Origin of the sequence: Parasphingorhabdus sp. (genome assembly GCF_036964675.1) — a bacterium.
Classification (GTDB): domain Bacteria; phylum Pseudomonadota; class Alphaproteobacteria; order Sphingomonadales; family Sphingomonadaceae; genus Parasphingorhabdus.
Window position 1 is genome coordinate 1,988 of sequence record NZ_JBALTF010000105.1, and the last position, 3,377, is coordinate 5,364.

The 3,377-nt window shown below is 59.0% G+C and carries 4 protein-coding genes; 3 read left to right on the forward strand and 1 reads right to left on the reverse strand.

Annotation, left to right across the window (positions count from 1 at the left end):
• Nucleotides 1-505: alkaline phosphatase PhoX (locus V7665_RS12920; RefSeq protein WP_335664947.1), on the reverse strand; the 505-nt coding region annotated here is incomplete at its 3' end.
• A gap of 80 nt (nucleotides 506-585) precedes the next feature.
• On the opposite strand from V7665_RS12920, the gene V7665_RS12925 reads away from it, so the two are divergent.
• The 3 genes from V7665_RS12925 to V7665_RS12935 all read left to right on the forward strand — a co-directional run.
• Nucleotides 586-1,287 (forward strand): glutathione S-transferase family protein, encoded by a 702-nt coding sequence (locus V7665_RS12925; RefSeq protein ID WP_335664948.1) that lies wholly within the window; start codon nucleotides 586-588, stop codon nucleotides 1,285-1,287.
• A gap of 94 nt (nucleotides 1,288-1,381) precedes the next feature.
• On the forward strand, nucleotides 1,382-2,869 hold the full coding sequence (locus V7665_RS12930; RefSeq protein ID WP_335664949.1) for a SulP family inorganic anion transporter: 1,488 nt from the start codon (nucleotides 1,382-1,384) through the stop codon (nucleotides 2,867-2,869).
• A gap of 326 nt (nucleotides 2,870-3,195) precedes the next feature.
• The coding region (locus V7665_RS12935) for a glutathione S-transferase N-terminal domain-containing protein (protein ID WP_335664950.1) at nucleotides 3,196-3,377 on the forward strand (182 nt) is incomplete at its 3' end.

Below are 3,377 nucleotides of genomic sequence, written 5' to 3' on the forward strand. Positions count from 1 at the left end.
GGGTTGGCCCGCCGGCGCAATTGGCGGCGGTGCCGGTCAGAACCAGAAAATCCCGCTCCATCCGCTTGTGCTTGAGGTCGTAAACCAGCTTGGTGACGCCGCCAAAAAAGGGTGAGCCGTCGGCCTTGCGATCATAGAGCTGGCTCTCCGAAACCCGGTCGAGCAGTTCATTGTCCTTGCCGAACGGACTGCCGGTGGGGATGCTGTTCCAATTCTCGTGATTGCGCATCAATATGCATTTGTCGGCATCATCGGGGTGCGCGAAACAGGCCATGCCATCGGGCCGACCCGGCCGGAAAAAGCCGTCGGACATTATCCCGCCGGTCTCGCTGACCAATGTGTAGGAAAAACCCTCCGGCAGATCGAGCCGTTTGGCCGGGTCGGGAATCAGAGCGAAAGAGCGATTGGCAGTATGTGCCCGGGCACATCCAGCAATTGAGACGGAAGCATAGAACAGGCCTACGGCTTGCGCCGACCGGATAAAATCTCTTCGGGATAATGTCATTGTTCAAACTTCCTGCTGTCGGTGCTATCAGGGACCGGTTAGAATGTTGCCAGCGCTTACCGCCGAAAGAAAACAGAAATATGACCTACACCCTGATCACCGCCAATCGCAACTATTCCAGCTGGTCGCTGCGTCCCTGGGTGCTGATGACGGCGCTGGACATCCCGTTTGCCGACCAGATCATCTATTTCGAAGAGGATAATTATGAGCGGTTTCGCGAGTTCGCGCCCAATGGACAGGTGCCCTGTCTGAAAGATCATCGCGGCGATGGCCGCACGGATACGATCTGGGATTCGCTGGCGATCGCGGAATATCTCGCGGAGCGGCATCCGGGTTGCTGGCCGGACAATGGCGATGCGCGGACATGGGCGCGCTGCGCGGCAGCCGAAATGCATGGCGGGTTCGCACCGCTGCGGAACATCTGTCCGATGAACGTCGGTATCCGCGCTACATTGCACAAGATCGAGACGCCCCTGCAACGCAATATCGACCGGATCGGCGAGTTGTTCGCACAAGGTCTGGACAGTTTTGGCGGGCCTTGGCTCGCCGGCGACCGGTTCACGATTGTCGATGCCTTTTACGCCCCGGTTGCCTATCGGGTGCGCAACTTTGATCTCGATATTGGCGCAGCGGGCCGCGTCTGGGTGGATCATATCCTCGCCCATCCGGCGATGCAGGATTGGGAGCGTCAGGCGCTGGCCGAACCGGATCGCGAGATTGGCCACGAAGCGGAGATTGCGGCGGCGGCGACGGTAACGGCGGATTTCCGGGCCACGCGCTAGCCGCCCTAAACTTGACGGCTCCGGGTCAATAGTCCATTGGCCGGGCGCTTCATGCTGCATTGCAGCATTATGACTTTCGGACAAAGGATATCCCATGGCGATTCACAGTGATTTTCGGCGCGACTGGCTGTCGAATCCCAGAACCGAATTTCTCGCCGGGCTGGTGGTGGCGCTGGCGCTGATTCCCGAAGCCATCGGCTTTTCGATCATCGCCGGAGTCGATCCGCGGGTCGGGCTTTATGCCAGCTTCTCAATCGCGGTGATCATTTCGATGGTTGGCGGGCGACCGGGGATGATCAGTGCGGCTACCGCTGCCGTGGCCGTATTGGTGGTGCCGTTGGTGCGCGACCATGGCGTTGAATATCTGTTTGCCGCCACCATCCTGATGGGGGTGTTTCAGGCGATAGCCGCCTTGCTGCGGCTCGACCTGTTGATGCGCTTTGTCTCGCGATCGGTGATCACCGGCTTCGTCAATGCACTGGCGATCCTGATCTTCATGGCGCAGCTGCCGCAGATGACCGGCGAGGCCTTCACCTGGCAGACCTATGCGATGATCGCTGGCGGTCTGGCGATCATCTATGGCTTGCCGCGGATTACGACGCTGGTGCCTTCACCGCTTGCTGCGATCATCGTGCTTGCGGGCCTCAGCATTGCGTTCAAGGCGGATGTGTTCACGGTTGGCGATATGGGCGAATTGCCCGACAGTCTGCCGTGGCTGCATATCCCGCAAATCCCGATCACCTGGGAAACGCTGCAGATCATCGCGCCTTATTCGCTGGCGATGGCGGCGGTCGGGCTGTTGGAATCCTTGCTGACCGCCTCGATTGTCGATGACCTGACCGAAACCCGCAGCAACAAGAAGCGCGAAACCTATGGCCAGGGCATTGCCAATTTTGTCACCGGCTGGATCGGTGGCATGGGCGGCTGTGCGATGATCGGTCAGTCGGTTATCAATATCAGATCAGGCGGCCGGCGGCGGCTCTCGACCTTTGTCGCGGGCGTGATGCTGCTGGTCTTGATCGTTGGTCTTGGCCCATGGGTTGCGCAAATTCCGATGCCGGCGCTGGTCGCGGTGATGATCTTTGTCTCGATCAGCACCTTCCGCTGGCAGAGCTTTACCGAAATCACCCATCACCCATGGCCTTCGAATTTCGTGATGATCGCAACGGTCGTGATGGTCGTGGCGACGCATGACCTGTCGATTGGCGTGCTCACCGGCGTGCTGCTTTCGGGCATATTCTTCGCCTGGAAGGTCCGCCAGCTGGTGCGCATTCAGGATTTTATCGAAGTCACCACCCACCGCTATGTCTTTGCCGGTGAAGTCTTCTTCGGCTCGGTCGACATGCTCTATGAAGCGATCGAGTTTAATGAGGATGGCATTGATAGCGTGATCATCGATGTTCATGACGCGCATTTCTGGGACATCAGTGCCACCGGCATATTGGACAAGATTGTCGAGCGTCTGAAAAACGAGGGTAAGACGGTCGAGGTCATCGGCCTGAATCTGGCGAGCGCGACTCTGGTCGAGAAATATAGCGAGAATGATCGTCCGTTCGAGAGTCTGGGGATTGTCGGGCATTAGGCGCGGCAATCGGCGGGAAATAGTGCCCCGGCGTAGGCCGGGGCCCATCTCTGCTGTTGATACGAGAGGGCAGGGGATAATTAAGCGCTAAACTCACTTCTGGGCGCTATCCAGACATTCCGTTTGCAGCAACTTCTCGAGATGGACCCCGGCCTGCGCCGGGGAACACGGATGGTCGAGCATTGATGTGCTCCGGCGCAGGCCGGAGTCCAGACGATTGCTCGGGATCATGCTGGACCCTGCCCTTCGGCAGGGAACAGCAATCGCTAGTTGACCGACCGTCGCCTTTGCAGCAAACTGGCTCCAAACATAAAGAGGAATCCCCCATGATCAAGCTGCACCATCTCGACTATTCCCGTTCGTCCCGCATCATCTGGCTGTGCGAGGAAGGCGGGATTGATTATGAGATGGTCACCTATCACCGCGATCCGGTGACCCGGCGGTCGCCGCCGGAACTGGCCGAGGCGCACCGGCTGGCCAAAGCGCCGACGGTGGAAGTGGACGGCGT